The sequence below is a fragment of the Salmonella sp. SAL00653 genome (genome assembly GCF_046552515.1).
GTDB classification, from domain to species: domain Bacteria; phylum Pseudomonadota; class Gammaproteobacteria; order Enterobacterales; family Enterobacteriaceae; genus Salmonella; species Salmonella enterica.
In genome coordinates, this window is record NZ_JBGDTY010000008.1 from 79,530 (window position 1) to 104,246 (window position 24,717).

Sequence of the window (24,717 nt, forward strand, 5' to 3'; positions counted from 1 at the left end):
TTATTCTTCAGGAATACGCAACACTTGTCCCGGATATATTTTTTCCGGGCTTTTCAGCATCGGTTTATTTGCCTCGAAAATTTTATTATACAGATTGGCGTTACCATACACTTGCTTTGAAATAGCGCTCAGGGTGTCGCCTGATTTTACGGTATAAAACTGACTTTCAGCCGCCGGCGTCGTGGTTTTAACCTGATCGTCAACGCTGCTAATCCCGGCGATATTCCCCACGGCAACCAGAATTTTTTCTTTTGCCTCCTGACTCAGCCCATCACCCGTCACTGTCGCTTTTCCATCAGCTATTTGCACATTCACTTTGTCAGCGTCGGGTATTCCCGTTTTATTTAAATGTTCCTGGACTTTTTTCGCCTGATCGTCCTTATCATGATTAGCGGTTACCGCGTCCCAGAGTTTTTCACCTGCATCTTTTACAAAATTGAAAAGTCCCATATTCACCTCACTTGTCAAAAATATACACAAAGAAAAGTGTAGCAGAGGGAATGAGGTTATCCTGATAAGCGGCGCTTATGCGCCGCCGGTGGCCGGTAATTAATGACGCATCTGAACCCAAAATGCGTGGATAAGCCCCGGAATATATCCGAGTAATGTCAGCAGGATATTAAGGATAAATGCCCAACCGAACCCTTTTCCTAAAAGTACGCCGAGCGGAGGCAAAATAATCGTAAATACAATTCTCCAGAAACCCATATACACTCCATATAAGCAAAATTAGTCATTGTTTAAAAAGAGATTTTATCTCTAAGCATAGTCAGTTTAACTGAGCCTGCCAGTCGCGCGCCGCGCTTTTACCCTCCTTTACGCTTTTTACGCTGGCATCAGGTTGATGTTTATTTTAGAATTAACTAAATTTAGAAAATACTTAAATAACTATGACAGAGCTTGAACAACTTCAGGCCAGCGCAGAACAGGCGGCGGCCCTGCTCAAAGCGATGAGCCACCCAAAAAGATTACTGATTTTATGTATGCTTTGCGGTTCGCCAAAAACCAGCGCAGGCGAACTGGCGCGCATTACCGGGCTAAGCCCCTCCGCGACGTCGCAACATCTGGCGCGGATGCGGGAAGAAGGACTGATTGATAGTCAACGCGATGCCCAGCGCATTCACTATTTCATTAAAAATGAGGCGGTTAATACGCTTATCGCCACGTTAAAGAATCTCTATTGTCCATAAGGAGGCACGATGTCCATTGGGATAGTTTCCCCCCGTGAGGCGCAAGCGCTGATAGCGCAAGGCGCGAAACTGATTGATGTGCGCGACGCCGATGAATATCTGCGCGAGCATATTCCACATGCGCAACTGGCGCCGCTCTCCCGGCTTGAACAGGGCGATTTGCCCGCCAACCTGCGAGCGGAACAGATTATTTTTCACTGTCAGTCAGGTAAACGAACCAGCAGCAATGCAGCAAAACTACAGGCCATTGCCGCCCCTGCTCAGGTCAGTCTACTGGAAGGCGGTATCGACGGATGGAAAGCGGCAGGATTGCCCGTCACAGAAGACAAATCGCAACCGTTGCCGCTGATGCGTCAGGTGCAAATCGCCGCCGGCGGGTTGGCGTTGCTTGGGGTGATTATGGGCTATACGGTCCACGGCGGCTTTTTCCTCATTAGCGGTTTTGTCGGGGCCGGGTTAATGCTGGCAGGCATGACCGGCTTCTGCGGAATGGCGCGACTACTGGAAAAAATGCCCTGGAATACCCGTACTCATTAAGCGGTACCTTCACCACGCGTCGGTAAGTGTGTAGTAGACTGAAGGCGGGTTTATACCATTGTTCAACAGGAGGGCGTGATGTTCACACCAGGCGATATCGTACAGCCCCGAATGGGTGGGCCGAAACTGAAAGTGATTGAAGTCAACGAGGATCATATTGTCGCGGTACAGGTCGGTAATGAACCGGGCGAAAAATTGATCCTCAAAGCGGCAGATGTCACCCCCTATTGCGAAGAGGGCGATTTTGGCGTGTGCTGATTTATCAGAATGAGCATGGCGCAACGTTCCCTGAGTCCCGGTTAATAGAGACAGGAAACGAAGCGCCATCTGTTAAAAGCTATCCGTGATTAGATTAAGAAATCATCCAGAGATTTCCCCGCCGCCAGCGCCTGGGCAATCGGTTTAGGCGTACGACCTTGTCCGGTCCAGGTTTTTTCTTCGCCATTGAAATCAGTAAAACGATATTTTGCCGGACGCGGCTGGCGCTTTTTAGCAGAACGCGGCATTGCTGAATCCATGGCAAATAACTCTTCTGGGTTAATACCGTCTGCTTTCATCAGCTCCAGAAAGGCATTAATTTTCTCCTGCTTCTCGGCAAGCTGGCGTTGCTGCAATTCTTCTTCTTCGCGTCTTTCTTTAGTGACAACCCTGAATTTTTCGAGCATTTCTTCAAGAACGTCAATGGAGAATTCGCGAGCCATAGCGCGCAGCGTGCGGATATTATTTAAGTTCTGTAACATCAAATTCATATCAATAAAAACCTTTTAACGCAGAAAACAAAAACTATTACAGGCGGTATTGTATGCGATTATTGATTATATTTCCAGATCCTAAAGTTCATACAGATATACTCAGTATAACTCGATTAATTATATTAATCTGTTAACCAGAAGGTTATATTCATTACCCCCTGTGTGTTTCAGGTTATTCTGCCTACGGTATATCTGTAGGTTTCCCGTTCGGCTGTTTATAGCGTATTGCGTATCTCAGTAACCGCGGTGACCCTCACGGTGGCTGACCTTATACAGAAGTGAATATTTCAGCACAATAATAGATTAACCATTCAAAAATAATCATCAGAGCTTTATGCTAAAAATCACCCTGCAATAGCTATAATTATGCTGAGAAAAGTAGAGCGCGTGCCGTTAGCCGAGAATACATCGCATCTGACAACATTTGGAATGTGGCTGAAAATCGCCAGAAAAACAATGCATTATAATACATTGATTTAAAAGTAATTAATGACTAACAACAACGAAAATCTCGCCGCGAGCAAAAAACACACAATCACAGAGTATTTTATCGACAAAAAGCCCATAAATAAAAATATTACACTAGTTGATAGTTATTATATAGGGATATACTCTATGCAAAGATAAAAGTGCTTTATGATTTCACTACCAACCATTACCTCATTCTGATCGATACGCTACAAGGAGCATTAACATGTTCTCTCCACAGTCACGCTTGCGTCATGCCGTAGCAGACACGTTTGCGATGGTTGTTTACTGTTCTGTTGTGAACATGTTGATCGAGATATTCCTCTCCGGAATGAGCTTTGAGCAGTCGCTTTCTTCCAGGCTGGTGGCGATACCTGTCAACGTTTTGATTGCATGGCCATACGGCGTTTACCGCGATCTGATTATGCGCGTCGCGCGTAAGGCAAGCCCGGCGGGATGGGCCAAAAACCTGGCGGATGTATTGGCTTATGTCACCTTTCAGTCACCCGTTTATATTATCATCTTGCTGACCGTCGGCGCCGGCTGGCATCAGATAGTGGCCGCCGTGAGTTCAAACATTGTTGTTTCAATGTTAATGGGCGCGGTTTATGGCTACTTCCTGGATTATTGTCGTCGCCTGTTTAAAGTGAGCAGCTATCATCAGGCTAAGGCATAAGTTAACGTCGCGACTGGCTTTGCCAGTCGCGCTTTTAGTCGCTTTTTTCGTCGCCAAAAAGCCCATTCAGATAACGTTCTAACGCTATTCGGGAGCTAAAGCCGTGGGGAATACCGTAATGTTCGTGGGTCTCGCCGCCTAAATAGAGCGGAAAATTTTGATAGTGATCGCAGGTTTTAATATCCGAAGCCGGGTCAGCCAGTGATGAGCTACGGTCTTTTAATCTGGGATGAATGATCAGCGCGGTACGCCCCATACGCGCCTCGCGGTTAACATAAACATAATTCTCGCCGCGTCGATAACCATACGTCTTATTCGTCACCACATCGACGGTAAACCCTGCCTTTTCCAGTACCCGCGCCACCTCGTCAGGTCGTAAATACATATTTTATCCTCATTCTCTTGTACTGCGGGCTTACCTTACCCGATAGCGCGTTATCAACGCTTTCAGAAAAGTCCAGAAACGCATGATATCGCCGTAACAAACCTCAGCAGGTAAAAATATGAACTACACTGAAAGCTACATCGAAATCAATGGAGGATCATATGCTTAACAAACCGAACCGAAACGACGTCGATGATGGTGTTCAGGATATTAAGAATGATGTCAATCGATTAGCCGACAGTCTGGAAGATGTCCTTAAATCCTGGGGAAGCGATGCGAAAGACGAAGCCGAGGCTGCGCGACGTAAAGCACAGGCGTTGCTGAAAGAGACCCGGGCGCGGATGCAGGGTCGTACTCGCGTAAAACAAGCCGCCTGTGATGCGATGGGGTGCGCGGATACGTTTGTGCGTGAAAAACCCTGGTGTAGCGTAGGAACCGCCGCAGCGGTGGGGATTTTTATCGGGGCGCTGCTTAGCCTGCGTCGCTAACGACGTGCGCTGCCGGATGGCGACATACTTTATGGGGCCTGCATCATTGCCACAGGCCCAGGTCGCGCCATTCGGCGAAACGGTTACTGTATCGCCTGTCGAAGCTGCCACGCGACCTGTTTCGCCATGCCAGCGGAAGTAATATTGGTAAACGACAGTAAAATGCCCCCCTTTCCTGATGAAACCACTCGCCAACGGCTTAGCGCCTGTACCGCCAGTCCGGCCTGATTCGCTTTTGCTACCTGCGCTTTATCATCGCCTTCAACCTCAATAACCAATTGAATACCGCCTTTCTGTAATGTCACGACAAATCCCTGTTCTGCCAGCGCCTCTTCAATCCATAACCGTCGCTGAGCATAATGTTGACGCATCTTTTTCAGATGCCGCCAGAAATGGCCATCACGGATAAAATCAGCCAGCGTGTGCTGCCATAACAACGGTACGCTACAGGGCATCAGCGACACCTGCTGGCGGAAATGCTCAATCTGCTTTATCGGCCCCACCAGCCAGGCGGTACGTAATGCCGGAAAGAGCGACTTACTGAACGTTCCGGCGTAAATCACTCGCTGCGGGGCATCCAGACTCTTGAGCGGCGGAAGCGGTTTACCGTGATAACGAAATTCGCTGTCGTAGTCATCTTCAATAATCCAGGCCTGCACATTCGCCGCCCATGCCAGAAGTTGCCGTCGGCGAGTTAACGACAGCGCTACCCCCAACGGACTTTGGTGGGCGGGCGTCACCAATGCAAAGCGTCCCTGCGGGCAATCCCGCATCCCCGCCGCGACATTCAGCCCATCGGCATCGACCGGAATCGGCGCCAGCGTAATCCCCTCCTGCGTTATCACCGGGCGAATTAACGGAAAGCCGGGATCTTCCACCCACATGCTGTCTCCCGGCACAGACAATGTACGCAGGATTAGCCGCATAGAATCCGCATATCCGGAGGTAATAAATACCTGTTCCGGCAGACATTCAATGCTACGCGAAACCCGCAGGTAATCGACTATCGCCTGGCGCAAAATCGCCTCGCCGCAGACGTCGCCTAATGCCAGATCGAAGCGTGTCTGCGTGCGCAACCGACGCCCCATTACTCGCGCCCACTTCTCGCGTGGAAAGAGATCCAGCGCCGGTAACCCCATCTGAAAGGGTTTCGGTTCCGGACTTTCTCCGGCAAAAACAGCGGGTATCGGCGGCGCCGTCTCAAACCGTAGAGCGTTGCTCACAAACGTGCCTGCCTGGCCACGTCGCTCCAGCCAGCCCTGCGCCACCAGCTCGCCATAGGCATTTTCCACCGTGGCGCGAGAAACGCCCAGTTCCTGCGCCCACGTCCGACTGGAAGGCAAACGCGTTCCGGGCGCGAGTTCTCCTTGCTCAATGGCCGTTTTTAACTGACGAGCAATGTGCTGATAGCGCGGCATATGGTCTGCTTTTTCTGTAAAAATATGGCTCTCTTTTACAGACCATTATAGTGCTACAGTGCTCGTCATCAACACGAGGAGAAACATGATGACAACGTTACGCCAACCCTATTATGAACTGAGCCCGGAGGTTTATAGCGCTCTGGTGCAGGCGAAAAACGCGCTGGAAAAGAGCACGCTTGACCCCACTCTGATGGAGCTGATTTACCTGCGTGTTTCGCAAATAAATGGTTGTGCATTTTGCCTGGAGATGCACAGTAAAGCGCTGCGTAAGGCTGGCGTGAATCAAGCTAAATTAGATGCGCTGGCAGGATGGCGGGTAAGTCACCATTTCAGCGAGCAAGAGTGCGCGGCGTTAGCCTGGGCGGAATCGGTGACGCACATTGCTGAAACCCACGCTGAAGATAATGTTTACCTGCCGCTGCTCGATCATTTCAGCGCGCGTGAAATCAGCGATCTGACCTTCGCTATTGGTTTAATAAACTGCTTTAACCGTCTGGCGATCGGTATGCGAATGTGACGCATTGTTGCCGGATGGCGCTGATGTCAGCCAACTCTGTTATGCGTCAACCTGCAGGCCGGAGCGGGCGTTCACGCCGCCATCCGGCAAAAATTAGCCATGCCGCCCCTACCCCGCTGCGTTCATCAGCGACGTTAAAATCAATCGAAAATTCCCATATCTTGTATGGTTGAATCTTAATTCAACTACATCTAGTATTTCCTGTATCAACACCCGACAATCCGACGCGTTTCATCGCGCCGTTTTCTCATTTTAAATGGAAATACGAATCATGAGCATTACTATTTACACTCGCAATAACTGTGTTCAGTGTCACGCCACAAAGCGGGCGATGGAAAGCCGTGGATTTGAATTTGAGATGGTGAACGTCGATCTGGTGCCGGATGCAGCGGATACGCTCCGGGCGCAAGGGTTTCGTCAATTACCGGTGGTGATGGCGGGCGATTTGAGCTGGTCTGGCTTCCGTCCGGACATGATTAACCGTCTGCACCCGACACCCCACGCGGCAAACGCATGAGCGCGCTCGTCTACTTCTCCAGCAGCTCTGAAAATACGCACCGTTTTATGCAGCGTCTGGGGCTGCCCGCCACGCGTATTCCGCTCAATGAACGGGAGCGAATTCAGGTAGACGAACCGTACATTCTGGTTGTGCCGTCATACGGCGGCGGCGGGATGGCCGGTGCGGTGCCGCGACAGGTGATCCGCTTTTTAAATGATGAACACAACCGGGCGCGCATTCGCGGCGTCATCGCCTCCGGTAACCGCAATTTCGGCGATGCCTGGGGATGCGCTGGCGATGTGATAGCACAAAAATGCGGCGTCCCCTGGCTGTACCGCTTTGAGCTCATGGGCACACAACGCGACATCGATAACGTCCGAAAAGGAGTAAATGAATTTTGGCAACAACTACCCCGGAGCGCGTAATGCAGGAAACCATGGATTACCACGCCCTGAACGCGATGCTGAATCTTTATGATAAAGCAGGCCATATTCAGTTCGACAAGGACCAGCAGGCGATCGACGCCTTCTTTGCCGCCCACGTCCGCCCGCATTCCGTGACGTTTGCCAGCCAGCATGAACGTCTGGAGACGCTGGTTCGGGAAGGGTATTACGATGACGCCGTCCTCGCGCGTTACGACCGCGCCTTCGTCCTCCGCCTGTTCGAGCACGCCCACGCCAGCGGCTTTCGCTTCCAGACGTTTCTTGGCGCCTGGAAGTTCTATACCAGTTACACGCTGAAAACCTTCGACGGCAAACGTTATCTGGAACACTTTGAAGATCGGGTGACAATGGTGGCGTTGACGCTGGCGCAGGGTGACGAAACGCTGGCCACCCAACTGACCGATGAAATGCTTTCTGGTCGCTTTCAGCCCGCTACCCCGACTTTTTTAAATTGCGGTAAACAGCAGCGTGGGGAACTGGTCTCCTGCTTCCTGCTCCGTATCGAAGACAATATGGAGTCGATCGGGCGGGCGGTGAATTCGGCGCTGCAACTCTCCAAACGCGGCGGCGGCGTCGCGTTTTTACTCTCCAATCTGCGCGAGGCGGGCGCGCCGATCAAACGCATTGAGAATCAGTCTTCCGGCGTGATCCCGGTGATGAAAATGCTGGAAGACGCGTTTTCGTATGCCAACCAGCTTGGCGCGCGCCAGGGGGCCGGCGCGGTTTATCTCCATGCGCACCACCCGGATATTCTGCGTTTTCTGGATACCAAACGAGAAAACGCTGACGAAAAAATCCGGATCAAAACGCTCTCTCTCGGCGTGGTGATCCCGGATATCACCTTCCGGCTGGCGAAAGAAAACGTGCAAATGGCGCTCTTTTCGCCCTATGACATACAACGACGCTACGGCAAACCGTTTGGCGATATCGCCATTAGCGAACGGTACGATGAATTAATTGCCGATCCGCACGTGCGCAAAACCTATATTAACGCCCGTGACTTTTTTCAAACACTGGCGGAGATTCAGTTCGAATCCGGGTATCCCTACATCATGTTTGAAGATACGGTAAACCGCGCGAATCCTATTGCTGGTCGCATTAATATGAGCAACCTGTGCTCGGAAATTTTACAGGTCAATAGCGCCTCTCGTTACGACGATAACCTTGACTATACCCACATCGGGCATGACATCTCCTGCAATCTCGGCTCGCTGAATATCGCTCACGCCATGGATTCACCGGACATTGGCCGTACCGTAGAAACCGCTATTCGCGGCCTGACAGCGGTGTCGGACATGAGCCATATACGCAGCGTGCCCTCAATAGCCGCCGGTAATGCCGCCTCTCATGCCATCGGTCTGGGCCAGATGAATCTGCATGGCTATCTGGCGAGGGAAGGTATTGCCTACGGTTCGCCGGAGGCGTTGGATTTCACCAATTTCTATTTTTACACCATTACTTGGCATGCCGTGCATACTTCAATGCGGCTGGCCCGCGAACGCGGCAAAACCTTCGCCGGATTTGCGCAGTCGCGCTATGCCAGCGGCGACTATTTTACGCAGTATTTACAGGACGACTGGCAACCGAAAACGGCGAAAGTCAGGGCGCTATTTGCCCGCAGCGGCATTACGCTGCCCACACGAGAAATGTGGCTAAAGCTGCGCGACGATGTGATGCGCTATGGCATCTATAACCAAAATTTGCAGGCGGTGCCGCCGACCGGTTCGATTTCTTACATTAATCATGCGACCTCCAGCATTCATCCGATTGTAGCCAAAATTGAGATTCGCAAAGAGGGCAAAACCGGGCGTGTGTATTACCCCGCGCCGTTTATGACCAATGAAAACCTGGACATGTATCAGGATGCTTACGATATCGGTCCGGAAAAAATTATTGATACCTATGCTGAGGCCACGCGCCACGTCGATCAAGGACTGTCGCTCACCCTGTTTTTCCCCGATACCGCCACGACCCGCGATATCAACAAAGCGCAGATCTATGCCTGGCGAAAAGGTATTAAGTCACTGTATTACATCCGGCTTCGCCAGTTGGCGCTGGAAGGTACTGAAATTGAAGGCTGCGTATCCTGCGCGCTATAAGGAAAGCCATATGAAATTATCTCGTATTAGCGCCATCAACTGGAACAAGATCCAGGACGACAAAGATCTGGAGGTATGGAACCGGCTGACCAGTAACTTCTGGCTGCCGGAAAAAGTGCCGTTATCGAATGATATTCCGGCCTGGCAGACGCTGAGCGCCGCCGAACAGCAGCTCACCATTCGCGTGTTTACGGGACTTACGCTGCTCGACACTATCCAGAACATCGCAGGCGCGCCGTCGTTAATGGCAGATGCCATCACGCCGCATGAAGAGGCAGTGCTGTCGAACATCAGCTTTATGGAAGCGGTACACGCCCGCTCTTACAGTTCTATTTTTTCCACGCTGTGCCAGACGAAAGAGGTTGATGCCGCCTACGCCTGGAGCGAAGAAAACCCGCCGCTTCAGCGTAAGGCGCAGATTATTTTGGCTCATTACGTCAGCGATGAACCGCTAAAGAAAAAGATTGCCAGCGTCTTTTTAGAGTCTTTTCTGTTCTATTCCGGCTTCTGGCTGCCGATGTATTTCTCCAGCCGCGGTAAGCTCACGAACACTGCCGACCTGATTCGTTTAATCATTCGCGATGAAGCGGTTCACGGTTATTATATTGGCTATAAGTATCAGATAGCGCTACAAAAACTATCGGCAATCGAGCGTGAAGAGTTAAAGCTTTTCGCGCTGGATTTGTTGATGGAACTGTACGACAACGAAATCTGCTACACAGAAGCGTTATATGCGGAAACCGGCTGGGTTAACGACGTCAAAGCCTTCTTGTGCTACAACGCCAATAAAGCCTTAATGAACCTGGGTTATGAGGCGTTATTTCCGCCGGAGATGGCAGACGTGAATCCCGCAATCCTTGCCGCGCTCTCGCCGAATGCCGACGAAAACCATGATTTCTTTTCCGGCTCAGGTTCATCTTATGTGATGGGGAAAACAGTCGAAACCGAAGACGAAGACTGGAATTTTTAACCTTACGGGCATGGGAAATAACGTTACATTTCCCATGCCTTTATTTCAAGCAATAGGGAGTCAAATCGCGCAAATATTACAACATGTCCTACACTCAATACGAGTGACATTATTTACCTGGATTCCCCCAATTCAGGTGGATTTTTGCTGGTTGTTCCAAAAAAATATCTCTCCCTCCCCATTCGCGTTCAGCCCTTATATCATGGGAAATCACAGCCGATAGCACCTCGCAATATTCATGCCAGAAGCAAATTCAGGGTTGTCTCAGATTCTGAGTATGTTAGGGTAGAAAAAGGTAACTATTTCTATCAGGTAACATATCGACATAAGTAAATAACAGGAATCGTTCTATTGCATGGCAATTAAATTAGAAGTGAAGAATCTGTATAAAATATTTGGAGAGCATCCACAGCGTGCCTTCAAATATATTGAAAAGGGACTATCGAAAGAGCAAATACTGGAAAAAACGGGGCTATCGCTTGGCGTTAAAGACGCCAGTCTGGCCATTGAAGAAGGCGAGATATTTGTCATCATGGGATTATCCGGCTCGGGTAAATCCACAATGGTACGCCTTCTCAATCGCCTGATTGAACCCACCCGCGGACAGGTACTGATCGATGGCGTTGATATTGCCAAAATATCAGACGCTGAGCTTCGCGAGGTGCGCAGGAAAAAGATTGCGATGGTCTTCCAGTCATTTGCGCTCATGCCGCATATGACCGTGCTGGATAATACGGCATTCGGTATGGAATTAGCGGGCATCGCGGCGCAAGAGCGTCGCGAAAAAGCGCTGGACGCTTTGCGTCAGGTGGGGCTTGAGAATTACGCTCACGCCTATCCGGATGAACTTTCCGGTGGGATGCGTCAGCGTGTTGGGCTTGCCCGCGCGCTGGCAATCAACCCTGATATCTTATTAATGGATGAAGCGTTTTCCGCCCTCGATCCATTAATTCGTACCGAAATGCAGGATGAGCTGGTGAAATTACAGGCGAAACATCAGCGCACCATTGTCTTTATTTCCCACGATCTTGATGAGGCTATGCGTATTGGCGACAGGATTGCCATTATGCAAAATGGCGAGGTCGTACAGGTTGGAACGCCGGATGAGATCCTGAATAATCCGGCAAATGATTATGTCCGCACGTTCTTCCGTGGCGTGGATATTAGTCAGGTCTTTAGCGCCAAAGATATTGCCCGTCGCAGTCCGGTCGGATTAATTCGTAAAACGCCAGGTTTTGGTCCCCGTTCGGCACTGAAATTATTACAGGATGAAGACCGTGAATATGGTTACGTCATTGAGCGTGGCAATAAATTCGTGGGCGTCGTGTCCATCGACTCATTAAAAGCGGCATTAAGCCAGGCGCAAGGGATTGAAGCGGCGCTTATCGACGACCCTTTAGTCGTTGATGCGCAAACCCCACTCAGCGAGTTGCTCTCTCACGTCGGCCAGGCGCCCTGCGCGGTGCCGGTTGTCGATGAAGAACACCAGTATGTTGGCATTATTTCAAAACGTATGTTGCTACAGGCTTTAGATCGCGAGGGGGGTAACAATGGCTGATCAAACGAATCCGTGGGATACCGCACAGGTGGCCGATACTACGACGCAAACGGCTGATGCCTGGGGAACACCGGCAGGCGTAGCCACGGACGGCGGCAGTACCGACTGGTTGAACAGCGCGCCCGCGCCAGCCCCTGAACACTTTTCTCTTCTGGACCCGTTCCATAAGACGCTGATCCCGCTGGATAGCTGGGTCACAGAGGGAATCGACTGGGTCGTCACCCATTTCCGTCCCCTTTTTCAGGGGATTCGTGTGCCGGTGGATTACATCCTTAACGGCTTTCAGCAACTGCTGCTGGGAATGCCCGCCCCTGTGGCGATTATTCTCTTTGCGCTGATTGCCTGGCAGGTTTCCGGCGTGGGCATGGGGATCGCAACGCTGATATCGCTGATCGCCATCGGCGCGATCGGCGCCTGGTCGCAGGCGATGATTACCCTGGCGCTGGTATTGACCGCCCTGTTGTTCTGCGTCGTGATCGGATTACCGATGGGAATCTGGCTGGCGCGCAGCCCGCGCGCGGCCAAAATAGTTCGTCCGCTGCTGGATGCGATGCAGACCACGCCCGCGTTTGTCTATCTGGTGCCGATTGTCATGTTATTCGGCATCGGTAACGTGCCGGGCGTGGTGGTGACGATTATTTTTGCTCTACCGCCGATTATACGCCTGACGATCCTGGGCATTAACCAGGTGCCTGCCGACTTAATTGAAGCGTCGCGCTCGTTCGGCGCCAGCCCGCGCCAAATGTTGTTCAAAGTGCAACTACCGCTGGCGATGCCCACCATTATGGCAGGCGTTAATCAGACGCTGATGCTGGCTCTCTCAATGGTCGTCATCGCCTCGATGATTGCGGTCGGTGGGCTTGGCCAGATGGTACTACGCGGCATTGGTCGTCTTGATATGGGGCTGGCAACCGTCGGCGGCGTCGGCATTGTGATTCTCGCCATCATTCTGGACCGTCTGACGCAGGCCGTCGGGCGCGACTCGCGTAGCCGCGGTAACCGTCGCTGGTATACCACCGGTCCTGTTGGGCTAATCACCCGCCCTTTCGTTAAGTAACTCTCCTGACGCCCGGTGACATTGCGCTTACCGGGCTTACAACTCCCTACCATAATTAAAGGAACAACGATGCGACATACCGTGATATTTGCCTCAGCGTTTGCCACCCTTGTCACCGCCAGCGCTTTCGCTGCCGACCTGCCTGGCAAAGGCATTACCGTTCAACCTATCCAAAGCACGATTTCTGAAGAGTCCTTCCAGACGTTACTGGTCAGCCGGGCGCTGGAAAAGTTGGGTTATACCGTAAATAAGCCGAGTGAAGTCGATTACAACGTAGGCTATACCTCCATCGCCTCTGGCGATGCGACGTTTACCGCCGTGAACTGGCAGCCGCTGCATGATGATATGTATGCCGCAGCAGGCGGAGACAACAAGTTTTACCGCGAGGGTGTCTTCGTCTCCGGCGCTGCGCAGGGCTATCTGATCGATAAAAAAACCGCCGAGCAGTACAACATCACCAATATCGCTCAGCTAAAAGATCCGAAAATCGCCAAAATCTTCGATACCAATGGCGACGGAAAAGCGGACATGATGGGCTGCTCGCCGGGCTGGGGCTGCGAAGCCGTGATCAATCATCAGAATAAAGCGTTTGATCTGCAAAAAACCGTTGAGGTCAGCCACGGTAACTATGCGGCGATGATGGCTGATACCATTACCCGTTTTAAAGAAGGCAAGCCGGTGCTGTATTACACCTGGACCCCGTACTGGGTGAGCGACGTAATGAAGCCGGGTAAAGATGTCGTCTGGCTACAGGTGCCGTTCTCCTCCCTGCCGGGCGAACAGAAAAATATTGATACTAAACTGCCGAACGGCGCGAACTATGGGTTCCCGGTCAATACTATGCATATTGTCGCCAATAAGGCATGGGCGGAGAAAAACCCAGCGGCGGCGAAACTGTTCGCCATCATGAAGCTGCCGCTGGCGGATATCAACGCGCAGAACGCCATGATGCATGCCGGTAAATCGTCTGAAGCCGATGTTCAGGGCCACGTAGACGGCTGGATCAACGCCCACCAGCAGCAGTTTGACGGCTGGGTGAAAGAAGCGCTGGCCGCGCAGAAATAATATCGTTTTTTATGCCGGATAAGGCGCAGTTCATGCGCCGCTATCCGGCCTATTCAATCTCTCCTCAAAGCGCACGATTCATCACGTCACTGTTCCCCTTTATTCATCAACATCCGCTATGATTGTTTTCCCAGGAAATAATTATCTGAATCACGATTACCATAATGACGAAACCCACTCATGAGCTTAGCCCGGCGCTGATCGTTTTAATGTCTGTGGCCACGGGTCTGGCGGTCGCCAGCAACTACTATGCCCAGCCGCTGCTTGATACCATCGCGCATCACTTTTCGCTTTCCGCCAGCTCCGCAGGGTTTATCGTTACCGCCGCGCAGTTGGGCTATGCCGCTGGCCTGTTGTTTCTGGTGCCGCTCGGCGACATGTTTGAACGCCGAACGCTGATTGTCTCCATGACGTTGCTGGCGGCTGGCGGAATGCTGATCACCGCCAGCAGTCAGTCGCTTAGCATGATGATACTCGGAACGGCCTTAACCGGACTGTTCTCCGTGGTGGCGCAGATTCTGGTTCCGCTGGCCGCCACGCTTGCGACGCCCGCCACCCGCGGTAAAGTGGTCGGCACCATTATGAGCGGCCTGTTGCTGGGGATCCTGCTGGCGCGAACGGTCGCCGGACTGCTGGCAAACCTCGGCGGTTGGCGCACCGTATTTTGGGTAGCGTCGGCGCTGATGGCGCTGATGGCCGTCGCGTTGTGGCGCGGACTGCCAAAGCTCAAATCCGACACCCATCTTAACTACCCGCAGCTGTTGGGTTCTGTATTCAGCCTGTTTATTCACGATAAGCTGCTGCGTACCCGCGCGCTGCTGGGCTGTCTGACCTTTGCTAATTTCAGCATCCTCTGGACGTCAATGGCCTTTTTGCTCGCCGCGCCGCCGTTTAGCTATTCCGAGGGGATGATTGGCCTGTTTGGCCTGGCGGGGGCCGCCGGCGCTTTAGGCGCGCGTCCGGCTGGCGGATTTGCCGATAAAGGTAAATCTCACCTCACCACCACGTTCGGCTTACTGCTGCTGTTACTCTCCTGGCTGGCTATCTGGCTTGGGCATACCTCGGTACTGGCGCTGATTATTGGCATTCTGGTACTGGACCTCACCGTTCAGGGGGTACATATCACCAATCAGACGGTCATCTATCGTTTGCATCCGGATGCGCGTAACCGGCTCACCGCCGGCTATATGACCAGCTACTTTATCGGTGGCGCCGCGGGGTCGCTGATTTCCGCCTCCGCCTGGCAACATGCCGGCTGGGCCGGCGTTTGTCTGGCGGGTGTCACGGTAGCCTTACTTAATTTACTGGTCTGGTGGCGAGGTTTTCACCGACAGGAAGCCGTAAATTAAGCGGATAGTGAGCGTTTACCTTTGTTTAAGCTCCTTAGGGTGTTAAGGAGCTCCCCAGTCTGTTAAGGTTATGCTATTCATTTATCATGGTTATTTTTATACCGGTGAAGAATAATATAATTCTATGGAAAGCCCTGCATCCCCATCTGCTCCCAGGCCAATAGCGCCCGTTCAAGGATTCGAAGGTCGTTCACCGATAGCTATCCGTGATATTCCGGTGGCTTTTGCATCGGGTTGTAAGGCCGTTTACCCGGCTTTCGCCCCTCCCGCTTATCGTTCTCTCCTGATTTTTTCATGCAGGCACTCACGCTTTTCTCGTCATTCCTGGATTTGCCGCAGGCGGCGCTTTACCGGGCCCAATGTTCCCGCTGGCGTCTCAGTCTGCGTATCATTGGTTGCTTTATAGCCTGAAAGAATGATTTTGTATTAATAATACATTTACTTTATTTGTCACTGTAGTTACTATATCGGCTGAAATTAATGAGGTCATGCCCAAATGGATAGTTCGTTTACGCCCATTGAACAAATGCTAAAATTTCGCTCCAGCCGTCACGAAGACTTTCCTTATCAGGAAATTCTTTTGACTCGTCTTTGTATGCACATGCAAGGCAAGCTCCTGGAAAACCGCAATAAGATGCTGAAGGCTCAAGGGATTAACGAGACGTTGTTTATGGCGTTGATTACGCTGGAGTCTCAGGAAAACCACAGTATTCAGCCGTCTGAATTAAGCTGCGCGCTGGGTTCATCTCGCACCAATGCGACACGCATTGCAGATGAGCTGGAAAAACGCGGCTGGATTGAGCGTCGTGAGAGCGATAACGACCGCCGTTGCCTGCATCTGCAATTAACGGAGAAAGGCCAGGCATTTTTGCAAGAAGTGCTTCCGCCTCAGCATCATTGTCTGCATCAACTCTGGTCATCACTTAGCACAGCCGAAAAAGATCAACTTGAGCACATCACTCGTAAACTCCTGACGCGTCTTGATCAAATGGAGCAGGAAGGCACTGTTCTTGAGGCGCTGCGCTAAAGCGCCGACCCGCTCAAAAATCCAGATTAATAACAGGAAAGCGGACAGGCCGGCACGCATTACTGCTGGCCTTTCTGACAACAGGTCGGCTCAGCCGATGTGAATAATAAGATCGTGGAGAACAACATGAGCGCAAATGCGGAGATCCAAACCCCGCAGCAACCGGCTAAGAAGAAAGGCAAACGCAAAACAGCGCTGCTACTTCTTACCTTGCTCTTTGTTATTATTGCCGTGGCATATGGAATTTATTGGTTTTTAGTATTGCGTCATATTGAAGAGACAGATGATGCTTACGTGGCAGGGAACCAGGTTCAAATCATGGCGCAGGTGTCAGGCAGCGTGACGAAAGTCTGGGCTGATAACACCGACTTTGTAAAAGAGGGCGATGTTCTGGTCACGCTTGATCAGACGGACGCCAAACAAGCGTTTGAAAAAGCCAAAACGGCGCTGGCCTCCAGCGTGCGCCAGACGCACCAGTTGATGATTAACAGCAAGCAGTTGCAGGCGAATATCGACGTGCAAAAAACCGCCCTGGCGCAAGCGCAAAGCGACCTTAACCGTCGTGTGCCGCTGGGTAATGCCAATCTTATTGGCCGGGAAGAGCTGCAACACGCCCGCGATGCCGTCGCCAGCGCGCAGGCACAGCTGGATGTCGCCATTCAACAGTACAATGCCAACCAGGCAATGATACTCAACAGTAATCTGGAAGATCAGCCTGCGGTTCAACAAGCGGCGACCGAAGTGCGTAACGCCTGGCTGGCGCTGGAGCGTACTCGCATCGTCAGTCCAATGACCGGTTATGTCTCCCGCCGCGCCGTCCAGCCTGGCGCGCAGATCAGCCCCACCACGCCGCTGATGGCCGTCGTACCTGCAACCGATCTGTGGGTGGACGCTAACTTTAAAGAGACCCAATTAGCGAATATGCGCATTGGGCAGCCAGTGACGATTATTACTGACATTTATGGCGACGACGTCAAATACACCGGTAAAGTCGTCGGTCTGGATATGGGAACAGGCAGCGCCTTCTCCCTGCTGCCCGCGCAAAATGCGACGGGTAACTGGATTAAAGTGGTTCAACGTCTGCCGGTACGCGTCGAACTGGACGCCCGCCAGTTAGAACAACATCCGCTGCGCATTGGTTTATCGACGCTGGTCACCGTGGATACCGCTAATCGCGACGGTCAGGTACTGGCCAGCCAGGTACGAACGACGCCGGTTGCCGAAAGTAACGCACGCGAAATTAATCTCGCGCCGGTCAATAAACTGATCGACGACATCGTACAGGCTAACGCGGGTTAATCCTGAGGTGCGTGTGATGCAACAGCAAAAACCGCTGGAAGGCGCGCAGCTCGTCATCATGACGATCGCGCTGTCGCTGGCGACATTCATGCAGGTGCTGGACTCCACCATTGCCAACGTGGCGATTCCGACCATCGCCGGGAACCTGGGTTCTTCCCTAAGCCAGGGGACATGGGTTATCACCTCTTTCGGGGTGGCGAACGCTATCTCGATTCCCTTAACCGGCTGGCTGGCGAAACGTTTTGGCGAAGTCAAACTGTTCATGTGGTCGACGGTCGCCTTTGCCGCGGCCTCCTGGGCCTGTGGCGTATCCAGCAGCCTGAATATGCTGATCTTCTTCCGCGTGGTGCAGGGCGTGGTCGCCGGGCCGCTGATTCCGCTCTCGCAAAGCCTGTTGCTGAATAACTATCCGCCTGCAAAGCGCTCCATTGCGCTAGCGCTCTGGTCAATGACCGTCATTGTCGCGCCGATTTGCGGCCCGATTCTGGGGGGCTACATCAGTGATAATTACCACTGGGGATGGATTTTCTTCATCAACGTGCCGATTGGCATCGCCGTCGTCCTGATGACGTTACACACGCTGCGCGGACGTGAAACGCATACCGAACGGCGACGTATTGACGCCGTCGGGCTGGCGTTACTGGTGATTGGCATCGGCAGCCTGCAAATTATGCTCGATCGCGGTAAAGAGCTGGACTGGTTCTCCTCGCAGGAAATTATCATCCTGACCGTGGTCGCCGTCATCGCCATCAGTTTCCTGATCGTCTGGGAACTGACCGACGATCACCCTATCGTCGATCTTTCTCTTTTTAAATCGCGTAACTTCACTATTGGCTGCTTGTGCATCAGCCTTGCCTATATGCTCTATTTCGGCGCCATTGTTCTACTGCCGCAGCTTTTGCAAGAGGTGTACGGCTATACCGCAACGTGGGCAGGTCTGGCGTCGGCGCCAGTCGGCATTATTCCGGTAATTTTGTCGCCGATTATCGGACGCTTCGCGCATAAACTGGATATGCGCAGGCTGGTCACGTTCAGCTTCATTATGTACGCCGTCTGTTTTTACTGGCGCGCCTGGACGTTCGAACCGGGTATGGATTTCGGCGCTTCCGCATGGCCGCAGTTTATTCAGAGATTTGCCGTCGCCTGCTTCTTTATGCCGCTGACCACCATTACGCTCTCCGGGTTACCGCCAGAACGGCTGGCGGCGGCATCAAGCCTGTCGAACTTCACGCGAACGCTGGCGGGCTCCATCGGCACCTCGATTACCACCACTATGTGGACCGATCGTGAGTCGCTACACCATGCGCAGCTCACCGAGTCGATTACGGCGTATAATCCAAACGCTCAGGCTATGTACGATAAACTGGAAGGCTTAGGGATGACGCACCAACAGGCGTCAGGCTGGATAGCCCAGCAAATCACGAATCAGGGGCTGATTATTTCCGCCAACGAAATCTTCTGGATGTCGGCGGGGATCTTCCTGGTGCTGCTCGGCCTGGTGTGGTTCGCCAAACCGCCCTTCGGTGCGGGCGGCGGCGGTGGCGGCGCGCACTAACTATCTGATAAAAGGGATCTGCGGATCCCTTTTTTAGTAGACCAACAATCAGAAGAAATATTTGAATCTCAGACGCCCGCCGTAACGCGCATCTTCACTGTTATCGCCATTATTCGGATTGGCCTCTACCCATGAAGCATAGGCACCGAGGTAGATGTTAAAGTTTTTCATATCCATCACGTTGGGGAATAAATATGAGGCATGAATAGTGTGAATGTCATAATTGCCGGGATCGGTGATCCAACAATCGTCCTCACAAACGGCATCGATATTGGTAGCATTGAAGGCTTCGATTTTGTTATGCGCATAGATATAACCCAGTTCAAATCGATGCCACAGCGCATTCACCCCAGCGGTAAAATCTGTCTCATCGGTCGCATCCATATAGGCGGTATTCAGGTTAATCACTGCGCCATCTTCCGGGTCAGTTTTTTGACCATTCCAGGTCATGGTAAAACCATAGCCCGTACGATCTGACTGATCGATCCACTTCCCATTCTCATAATAGCCATAGGCGTTGTTAACGACGTTACTTTCCATCGCTATCGCCGTTGAAAAACGCCCGTTTTGCCAGGCGATAACCGGACGGACGTAAGCCACGTTTTTATCGTTGGTTAAATCCATTCCGTGGTACTGCTTCTCGGTATATAACGTACTGCCATTTTCCAGCAATGTGTTAACTTCGAAATACCAGTTGTCGATGGTTTTACTCAGCAGGAAGTTACCCCCACTGTCGCTACGTCCCCGTCCTTCTTTCATCATATAGATATAGCCGTAACCGTCACTGTAAAGATCGTTCGCTGTATTCCCCGAATATTCAATAAACGTATCCTGATTCAGTGGGAACATATCGTAGGCTTCAAAACGACCAACCTTAATTTTCCAGTCATTCTCACGACCAAAGAAGAAAACGGCATCATCAAGGTTCATTTTTCCGGTCAGGTCCGCCAGAGGCTGTACAGAGAATCCGGCAAAATTACCGTTGTCCAGCCGCTGGTAGCCATCAAAGCCCAGCAACAGGCGTCCGTTAATATCCCAGCGTTCATTGGTTCCTGATGCCCAATCTTTATTCGCTGACGTTCTCATCGAGGTCAGGCTACCGGAACGGCTTGCCGCATCCATATTAAATTCGACATCGCCATAGAACTTAATATCGCTGAATCCGGATAAGGTCAGCTTCGGCGGCGTTTTATCTGCTGCAATGGGCTCGGCGGACTGGACATTCACCGTCGGCGTAGCGGCGACCTGCTGCTGTTTCAGCGAGCGAATTTGCGCCTCGGCATCGGATGCCCGTTTTTCAGCATTAACAACACGTTGCTCCAGTTCAGCCAGACGCTGCTCAATAGTGATATTATTCGCTGCCCAAAGGTTATGAGAAAAGCAAGCACCGATCATCAGCGCCAAATATTTAGCCTTCATTTTTTATCCCTTAAGTTTGATGTATACCAGATAAGATTTGCTAAAAACCCCATCGACCGGCTATTAGTAGAGTCTTGTTATTACCTGGATATCTGGCACATTCCATTACGTTTTTCTATTAATTATTTATGATTTTTAGTTTATGTGATCAATACACTCTGGCATCGTGAGTTATCCGCCTTTTCTGTTTACCAGATCACATTTTATTATTTAACAGGCCAGGCATTACTTAATTTAAAATGTATTCTTGCCGCAAATATAATAAATACAAATTATATTAAGCAATAAAAAACCCCGGTCATAAACCGGGGTTAATTTAAATACTGGAACCGCTCACCAATAAGACTAAATATGCAATTCCTGCAGTTTTTCTTTCGGCAGCGCCAGCTCTTTATTGCTGTTCACGCGCACATCACGCTCCAGAATATGACGGGCAATGTCCTGCGCTTCACTGAGCGAGTGCATCTGATACGTACCGCACTGGTAAACGTTCAGCTCCGGGATCTGGTTTTGATCCTGCACTTTCAGCACATCCGCCATCGCCGCTTTCCAGGCGTCGGCAACACGCTGCTCGTCCGGCGTGCCAATCAGGCTCATGTAAAAGCCGGTGCGGCAGCCCATCGGCGAGATATCGATAATCTCAACGCCGTTACCGTTGAGGTGGTCGCGCATAAAGCCAGCAAACAGATGCTCAAGCGTATGAATCCCTTTTTCCGGCATCACTTCTTTGTTCGGAATGCAAAAACGCAGATCAAACACGGTGATTGCGTCGCCATGCGGGGTGTTCATCGTTTTTGCAACCCGGACCGCCGGCGCTTGCATCCGGGTATGATCGACTGCGAAGCTATCTAATAATGGCATTTAGTCACCTCCGATAATTTTTTAAAAATAAACTGAACTCTTTGTTCCGGGGCGAGTCTGAGTATATGAAAGACGCGCATTTGTTATCATCATCCCTGTTTTCAGCGATGAAATTTTGGCCACTCCGTGAGTGGCCTTTTTCTTTTGGGTCAGGCGTGTTTTGCAAGCCACGCGGCAAACGGCTCGGTATCCGCCGCCTCAATCTCCTGCTGACGACGTACTGAAGCGTCACGTTCAGCAATAAACTCTTCTTCCTGTAAAATCTCCAGCGGCTCTTCGCGTAACAGATTACGGTAAGCCTCACCGAACGCTTTCCCGGTGCCGCCAATGCCTTCATCAATCATAGACCGTAAGATTCGGGCGGAGAATGTCAGTTCAGGATTATCAAAGCAGGCGACCAACTCGTCACACACCTTTTGATACTCCTCTCCCCCGTGGATACTGTCCAGCGTTTGCGCCACGCGTTTCAGATCGCGGAAGAGATCTTTCCCTACTTTGGGCAGCGGGAACTGCGCAGTTTCACAGCCAATGCCTAACGTCAGGCCCGGCTTACGCCCTTCCAGAATAACGCGATTCCAGTTAGTACGCGTACATAACAGCTCATCGCTACTCATTTCCGGCGCATCGGCCAATACGCACCAGACCATAAACAGATCGAGGAAGCGCACCTGTTGCTCGTCTACGCCGATCGGTGAGAACGGGTTAATATCGAGAGAACGAACTTCAATATACTCAATACCACCACGCAGAAGCGCGTCAGAAGGCGATTCGCCGCTGCGCGTCACGCGCTTGGGACGAATGGGCGCGTACAGCTCATTTTCAATTTGCAGAACGTTGCTGTTAATCTGTAGCCGCTTACCGTCTTTTTCCACACCAATCCGCGCGTACTCCTCGGAAGGGGTTTTAATCGCCCGCTTCAGACCTGCAACGTATTCATGCAAATCGTTAAACGTAATTCCGAGATTGCTTTGCGACTTATTGGTATAGCCCAAATCACTCAAACGCAGCGACGTCGCATACGGCAGGTAGTACATGCCGCAGTCCGTTTTTTCAAACGGTAATGTGGTTGGCTTCCCTTGCAGGAAAGAGGAACAAATGGCCGGAGACGCGCCAAACAGATAGGGGATGACCCAGCCAAAACGGTAATAGTTGCGAATCAGACGAAAATAGCCGGCAGAAATTTTTTCTTTTGCCGCTTCGCCTTCCGTAACGCCGCATTTCGCCTGCCAGAACGCCATCGGTAATGAAAAATTGTAATGTACGCCGGAGATGGTTTGCATCAAAGCGCCATAACGATTTTTCAGCCCTTCGCGATAGAGCGTCTTAAAGCGCCCGGTATTTGATGTGCCGTACTGCGCCAGCTCTATGTCCTGCCCTTCCGCAATATAGCAGGGCATACTTAATGGCCACATCCGCTCATCGCCCAGTTTCCTGGCCGTATACCGATGGAGATCGCGCATAAAGGTGAGCATATGCTGGATATCGCCATCGACTGGCGTAATAAACTCCAGTAGGGCTTCCGCAAAATCCGTGGTAATCCATTTATGGGTCAGCGCTGAACCTAACGCTTCAGGATGACCTGTTGTCGCCAGCGTGCCATCAGCATTGACACGCAGCGTTTCGCGCTCTAACCCGCGCTGTATCCCCTTTAACGCCTGAGGATGTTTTTCCAGCCAGGCCAGAGCCTGTGATACGTCCGGGATCAAATTGACCTCCCGCCTGTCCAAATCGTTTTAATAAGCATAACTGTAATGGCGGCCATACATGCCAAACCTACAATTATTACCACCACATCATGCCCTGAACCGTCGCCGCTGCGAGCGCAACATAGCGCAGCGCCTTACCAAGACACAAAAAAAAGATCGTCCGCCCCCACGGGATGCGCATCCATCCCGCTAACAGGCACAACAAATCACCGATGACCGGCATCCAGCTTAATAATAGTGTGGCTGCGCCATAACGCTTTAGCCAGCCAGTCGCTTTTTCCTGCCAGCGCGACGTTTTGCGCAGCGGAAAGAAACGCCCAAGAATAACGTTAGTTACCCCTCCAAGGCTATTACCCATTGTTGCTGTTAAGACTAAGACCCAGGGATGACTGACGCCGGAGACCAGCATAGCAACCAAAACCACCTCAGAATTACCGGGTAACAGCGTCGCGCTGAGAAAACTACTGGCAAACAGAGACAGGAGCGACAGTCCGTCACTCACAATAGTCGGACATCCACGGCATCCATTCCCGCCGCCCGCGCCGCCTGTAAACCAAAATCGGCATCTTCAAATACCACGCACTGCGTCGGCATGACGCCCATCCGCTGGGCGCACAGTAGGAAGGTGTCAGGCGCAGGTTTGTGATGCTGTACGTGATCTGCCGCCACAACCGCATCAAAATAACGACGCAGCCCCAGATGCGCTAACAGGGCTTCCGCGATAGCGCTTTCGCTACCGGTACCGACCGACATGGGACGCCGCCCATGCCACGCTTTAACCACCTCAACCAGCGGCAGCGGTTCTACGCAGTCCAGCAGGATGCTTTTTACCGCGTCGGTTTTCTCACGCGCCAGTGACAGGGGATCAAGATCGGCATGGTTAAGCTCAATGATTGACTGGGCGATAAGCCAGGTTGGCGAACCGTTAAGCGCGACCATTGCCTGTTCATCAAAACGAAGACCATAGCGCCCCAAAACCTCACGCCACGCTTTGCGATGCGTGGGTTCGGTATCCAGGAGAGTACCGTCCATATCAAAAATCAAACCAGCATAACGTGCGTACATCGTGTTCTCGCAAACCGAATAACCAGACAGTACTTTATCGCAATTGGTTGATTTTGTCGCTAATAGAGATGAAGAGGTATATTCAGGATAAGGGGAAAAGCGATTGCAGGGCAGTGACGTAGCCGGGAGGATTATTCACCTTATGGGCCGTTGCTGACGCAACGTTATCCTTCTGATGCCAGCGGTGATTACCGCTATCTTATCTGCATTGCTGAAAGTACGGAGAATATGGTGCATCCGGGAGGATTCGAACCTCCGACCGCTCGGTTCGTAGCCGAGTACTCTATCCAGCTGAGCTACGGATGCGGGAA

The 24,717-nt window shown here is 51.6% G+C and carries 27 protein-coding genes and 1 tRNA gene; 17 read left to right on the plus strand and 11 right to left on the minus strand.

Features of this window, described 5'->3' with window-relative positions; all coding sequences use genetic code 11:
- Positions 1–450 (minus strand): peptidoglycan-binding protein LysM, encoded by a 450-nt coding sequence (lysM, locus tag ACLJRU_RS11250; RefSeq protein ID WP_000522406.1) that lies wholly within the window; start codon positions 448–450, stop codon positions 1–3.
- A gap of 99 nt (positions 451–549) precedes the next feature.
- Entirely contained in the window at positions 550–708 is a 159-nt protein-coding gene (locus ACLJRU_RS11255) for a YqaE/Pmp3 family membrane protein (RefSeq protein WP_000508175.1), read from the minus strand.
- A gap of 182 nt (positions 709–890) precedes the next feature.
- Between ACLJRU_RS11255 and ACLJRU_RS11260 the strand changes: the two genes are divergently transcribed.
- The 3 genes from ACLJRU_RS11260 to ACLJRU_RS11270 all read left to right on the plus strand — a co-directional run bounded on the left by ACLJRU_RS11260 (position 891) and on the right by ACLJRU_RS11270 (position 1,985).
- On the plus strand, positions 891–1,190 hold the full coding sequence (locus ACLJRU_RS11260) for an ArsR/SmtB family transcription factor (RefSeq protein ID WP_000137433.1): 300 nt from the start codon (positions 891–893) through the stop codon (positions 1,188–1,190).
- Positions 1,191–1,199: 9 nt separating this feature from the next.
- Positions 1,200–1,727: a rhodanese family protein gene (locus tag ACLJRU_RS11265; RefSeq protein ID WP_000022009.1), complete on the plus strand. Its 528-nt coding sequence runs from the start codon at positions 1,200–1,202 to the stop codon at positions 1,725–1,727.
- A gap of 78 nt (positions 1,728–1,805) precedes the next feature.
- Positions 1,806–1,985 carry a hypothetical protein gene (locus ACLJRU_RS11270; RefSeq protein ID WP_000494942.1) on the plus strand — a complete coding sequence of 60 codons (180 nt, stop codon included), beginning with the start codon at positions 1,806–1,808 and terminating at the stop codon, positions 1,983–1,985.
- Between the two features lie 89 nt (positions 1,986–2,074).
- Here the strand turns inward: ACLJRU_RS11270 and stpA are convergent, their stop codons facing one another.
- Positions 2,075–2,476: a DNA-binding protein StpA gene (gene stpA, locus ACLJRU_RS11275; protein WP_001051100.1), complete on the minus strand. Its 402-nt coding sequence runs from the start codon at positions 2,474–2,476 to the stop codon at positions 2,075–2,077.
- 697 nt (positions 2,477–3,173) lie between these two features.
- On the opposite strand from stpA, the gene alaE reads away from it, so the two are divergent.
- Complete coding sequence (gene alaE / locus ACLJRU_RS11280) at positions 3,174–3,623, plus strand: L-alanine exporter AlaE (protein ID WP_000492673.1); 450 nt, start codon at positions 3,174–3,176, stop codon at positions 3,621–3,623.
- A 34-nt stretch (positions 3,624–3,657) separates the two neighbouring features.
- Here alaE and ACLJRU_RS11285 read toward each other — a convergent pair whose 3' ends face one another.
- Positions 3,658–4,008 (minus strand): DUF2002 family protein, encoded by a 351-nt coding sequence (locus ACLJRU_RS11285; protein WP_000281304.1) that lies wholly within the window; start codon positions 4,006–4,008, stop codon positions 3,658–3,660.
- 161 nt (positions 4,009–4,169) lie between these two features.
- Between ACLJRU_RS11285 and ACLJRU_RS11290 the strand changes: the two genes are divergently transcribed.
- On the plus strand, positions 4,170–4,496 hold the full coding sequence (locus ACLJRU_RS11290; RefSeq protein ID WP_011264366.1) for a DUF883 domain-containing protein: 327 nt from the start codon (positions 4,170–4,172) through the stop codon (positions 4,494–4,496).
- An 83-nt stretch (positions 4,497–4,579) separates the two neighbouring features.
- On the opposite strand, the gene ACLJRU_RS11295 is transcribed toward ACLJRU_RS11290, so the two are convergent.
- Positions 4,580–5,914, minus strand: a complete 1,335-nt coding sequence (locus ACLJRU_RS11295; RefSeq protein ID WP_001138462.1) for a PLP-dependent aminotransferase family protein — start codon at positions 5,912–5,914, stop codon at positions 4,580–4,582.
- 88 nt (positions 5,915–6,002) lie between these two features.
- Between ACLJRU_RS11295 and ACLJRU_RS11300 the strand changes: the two genes are divergently transcribed.
- The 12 genes from ACLJRU_RS11300 (at position 6,003) to emrB (ending at position 19,355) form a co-directional block, all read left to right on the plus strand.
- Positions 6,003–6,434 (plus strand): carboxymuconolactone decarboxylase family protein, encoded by a 432-nt coding sequence (locus ACLJRU_RS11300; protein ID WP_000209814.1) that lies wholly within the window; start codon positions 6,003–6,005, stop codon positions 6,432–6,434.
- A gap of 271 nt (positions 6,435–6,705) precedes the next feature.
- Positions 6,706–6,951 (plus strand): glutaredoxin-like protein NrdH, encoded by a 246-nt coding sequence (gene nrdH, locus ACLJRU_RS11305; protein WP_000028870.1) that lies wholly within the window; start codon positions 6,706–6,708, stop codon positions 6,949–6,951.
- Entirely contained in the window at positions 6,948–7,358 is a 411-nt protein-coding gene (nrdI, locus tag ACLJRU_RS11310) for a class Ib ribonucleoside-diphosphate reductase assembly flavoprotein NrdI (protein ID WP_001275401.1), read from the plus strand. The genes nrdH and nrdI overlap by 4 nt, the downstream gene beginning before the upstream one ends.
- Entirely contained in the window at positions 7,331–9,475 is a 2,145-nt protein-coding gene (gene nrdE / locus ACLJRU_RS11315; RefSeq protein WP_024148667.1) for a class 1b ribonucleoside-diphosphate reductase subunit alpha, read from the plus strand. The genes nrdI and nrdE overlap by 28 nt, the downstream gene beginning before the upstream one ends.
- A gap of 10 nt (positions 9,476–9,485) precedes the next feature.
- Positions 9,486–10,445, plus strand: coding sequence for a class 1b ribonucleoside-diphosphate reductase subunit beta (gene nrdF / locus ACLJRU_RS11320; RefSeq protein WP_000777901.1), 960 nt, complete (start codon positions 9,486–9,488; stop codon positions 10,443–10,445).
- Positions 10,446–10,800: 355 nt separating this feature from the next.
- Complete coding sequence (proV, locus tag ACLJRU_RS11325) at positions 10,801–12,003, plus strand: glycine betaine/L-proline ABC transporter ATP-binding protein ProV (RefSeq protein WP_000985529.1); 1,203 nt, start codon at positions 10,801–10,803, stop codon at positions 12,001–12,003.
- On the plus strand, positions 11,996–13,060 hold the full coding sequence (gene proW / locus ACLJRU_RS11330; protein ID WP_000775021.1) for a glycine betaine/L-proline ABC transporter permease ProW: 1,065 nt from the start codon (positions 11,996–11,998) through the stop codon (positions 13,058–13,060). Before proV ends, proW begins: the two co-directional genes overlap by 8 nt.
- Positions 13,061–13,129: 69 nt before the next feature.
- On the plus strand, positions 13,130–14,125 hold the full coding sequence (proX, locus tag ACLJRU_RS11335) for a glycine betaine/L-proline ABC transporter substrate-binding protein ProX (protein ID WP_001216618.1): 996 nt from the start codon (positions 13,130–13,132) through the stop codon (positions 14,123–14,125).
- Positions 14,126–14,289: 164 nt separating this feature from the next.
- Positions 14,290–15,474, plus strand: a complete 1,185-nt coding sequence (locus ACLJRU_RS11340) for an MFS transporter (RefSeq protein WP_000165758.1) — start codon at positions 14,290–14,292, stop codon at positions 15,472–15,474.
- A gap of 496 nt (positions 15,475–15,970) precedes the next feature.
- The gene (gene mprA / locus ACLJRU_RS11345) at positions 15,971–16,501 is read left to right on the plus strand and encodes a transcriptional repressor MprA (protein WP_023235186.1); all 531 of its coding nucleotides are present in this window, start codon (positions 15,971–15,973) and stop codon (positions 16,499–16,501) included.
- A gap of 126 nt (positions 16,502–16,627) precedes the next feature.
- Entirely contained in the window at positions 16,628–17,800 is a 1,173-nt protein-coding gene (emrA, locus tag ACLJRU_RS11350; protein ID WP_001275602.1) for a multidrug efflux MFS transporter periplasmic adaptor subunit EmrA, read from the plus strand.
- A 16-nt stretch (positions 17,801–17,816) separates the two neighbouring features.
- On the plus strand, positions 17,817–19,355 hold the full coding sequence (gene emrB / locus ACLJRU_RS11355; protein WP_001540759.1) for a multidrug efflux MFS transporter permease subunit EmrB: 1,539 nt from the start codon (positions 17,817–17,819) through the stop codon (positions 19,353–19,355).
- 48 nt (positions 19,356–19,403) lie between these two features.
- Here emrB and ACLJRU_RS11360 read toward each other — a convergent pair whose 3' ends face one another.
- The 6 genes from ACLJRU_RS11360 to ACLJRU_RS11385 form a co-directional block, all read right to left on the minus strand.
- Positions 19,404–20,774 carry a carbohydrate porin gene (locus ACLJRU_RS11360; protein ID WP_000645137.1) on the minus strand — a complete coding sequence of 457 codons (1,371 nt, stop codon included), beginning with the start codon at positions 20,772–20,774 and terminating at the stop codon, positions 19,404–19,406.
- Positions 20,775–21,119: 345 nt separating this feature from the next.
- Entirely contained in the window at positions 21,120–21,635 is a 516-nt protein-coding gene (gene luxS / locus ACLJRU_RS11365) for an S-ribosylhomocysteine lyase (RefSeq protein ID WP_001130194.1), read from the minus strand.
- Positions 21,636–21,784: 149 nt separating this feature from the next.
- A complete protein-coding gene (gshA, locus tag ACLJRU_RS11370) occupies positions 21,785–23,341 on the minus strand; it encodes a glutamate--cysteine ligase (RefSeq protein WP_000611821.1) in 1,557 nt (518 codons plus the stop codon).
- A 76-nt stretch (positions 23,342–23,417) separates the two neighbouring features.
- Positions 23,418–23,843 carry a YqaA family protein gene (locus ACLJRU_RS11375; RefSeq protein WP_001279499.1) on the minus strand — a complete coding sequence of 142 codons (426 nt, stop codon included), beginning with the start codon at positions 23,841–23,843 and terminating at the stop codon, positions 23,418–23,420.
- Positions 23,840–24,406 (minus strand): fructose-1-phosphate/6-phosphogluconate phosphatase, encoded by a 567-nt coding sequence (gene yqaB, locus ACLJRU_RS11380; RefSeq protein ID WP_000271296.1) that lies wholly within the window; start codon positions 24,404–24,406, stop codon positions 23,840–23,842. Before yqaB ends, ACLJRU_RS11375 begins: the two co-directional genes overlap by 4 nt.
- A 229-nt stretch (positions 24,407–24,635) precedes the next feature.
- A tRNA-Arg gene (locus ACLJRU_RS11385) sits at positions 24,636–24,712 on the minus strand.
- Positions 24,713–24,717: the final 5 nt, after the last annotated feature.